The organism is Kitasatospora sp. NPDC004289 (assembly GCF_053602875.1).
Genome location: NZ_JBSGEL010000182.1, coordinates 1 through 1,634, shown reverse-complemented (window position 1 = coordinate 1,634; position 1,634 = coordinate 1). Strand labels below are relative to the sequence as shown.

The window sequence follows — 1,634 nt, the reverse complement described above, 5'->3', positions numbered from 1 at the left end:
GCGCAGGCCGCGGTGGTGGTGCGTGAGGACGTGCCAGGGGACAAGCGCTTGGTCGCGTACGTGGTTCCGGTTGGGGATGGGGACGATCTGCCGGGGGACCTCTCCGCCTTCGTGCTGTTCTCCTCGGTGGCCGGTCTGTGCGGCATCCCCGGCCAGGGCAACTACGCACCCGGCAACGCCTATCTGGACGCCCTCGCCGAGCGCCGCCGCGCCGCCGGCCTGCCGGCCACCTCGATCGCCTGGGGCCACTGGGCGGGGGACGGCATCGCCGCCGACGGGGCCGAGGAGCAGCTGCTGCGCCACGGCCTGGTCTCGCTGCCGCCGGTGCAGGCCGTCGAGCTGCTCGGCCAGGCGCTGGACCACGGTGACACCACCCTGGTGGTGGTGGACGCCGACTGGCCCGTGCTGTTCCACGGCCGCCGCCACCCGATCGCCGCCGAGCTGGTCCGCCGCACGGCCGAGCCCTCGGCCGCCGCCGCACCGGCCGCCGAGGGCGAGCTGACGGCCCGTCTGGCGGCCCTAACCGCCGCCGAGCGGCGCCGCAGCCTGCTGGCCCTGGTCCGCGCCGAGGCCGCCGCCGTGCAGCGGCACGGCTCGGCCGAGGCGATCGACCCGGCCAAGGCCTTCCGCCAGCAGGGCTTCGACTCGCTCACCGCCGTCGAGTTCCGCAACCGCCTGGGCGCGGCCACCGGCCGCCGCCTGCCCGCCACCGTGGTCTTCGACCACCCGACCCCCGCCGCCCTGGCCGACTGGCTGGCCACCGAGCTGTGGGGCGCCGAGGAGCTCGCCGAGACGCCCGCCGTACGGCTCGCGGACCTGGACGAGGACCCGATCGCGATCGTCGGCATGGCCTGCCGCTACCCCGGCGGGGTCGCCTCGCCCGAGGACCTGTGGCGCCTCGTCAGCGAGGGCGTGGACGCGCTCACCGAGTTCCCGGCGGACCGCGGCTGGGACCTGGGGTCGCTCTACAGCCCCGACCCGGACCGGCCCGGCACCTCGTACTCCAAGCACGGCGGATTCCTCGACGGCATCGGCGAGTTCGACGCCGAGTTCTTCGGGATCCCGCCGCGCGAGGCGCCCGCGATCGACCCCCAGCAGCGGCTGCTGCTGGAGACCACCTGGGAGGCCTTCGAGCGGGCCGGCATCGACCCGACCGCGCTGCGCGGCAGCCGCACCGGCGTCTTCGCCGGCATCTCCGGCCGCGACTACGCGGGCGCCGGGCAGCAGGTGCCGAAGGAGCTGGAGGCGTACCTGGGGATCGGCAACGCGGGCTCGGTGGCCTCGGGCCGGATCTCCTACACCTTCGGTTTCGAGGGCCCGGCCGTCACCGTGGACACCGCCTGCTCCTCCTCGTTGGTCGCGCTCCACCTGGCCGCACAGTCGCTGCGGGCCGGGGAGTCCGACCTGGCGGTGGCGGGCGGCGTGCTGCTGATGACCACCCCGACCACCTTCGTGGAGTTCTCCCGCCAGCGGGCCATGTCGCCCGACGGCCGCTGCAAGGCCTTCGCGGCCGCCGCCGACGGCACCGGCTGGGCGGAGCTGCGCCCTGCTCGTGCTACCGCTGAACCAGGGTCAGGAGGACGGCTGGCCGCTGTGGACCTGGCTGTCGATGGCGGCCGCCGCGACTGGCTTCG

Annotated in this window: 1 protein-coding gene; it reads left to right on the top strand. The window is 75.5% G+C overall.

Features of this window, described 5'->3' with window-relative positions; all coding sequences use genetic code 11:
• Window positions 1-60: 60 nt before the first annotated feature.
• Window positions 61-1,634: beta-ketoacyl synthase N-terminal-like domain-containing protein (locus ACWEPF_RS39905; RefSeq protein WP_452176530.1), on the top strand; the 1,574-nt coding region annotated here is incomplete at its 3' end.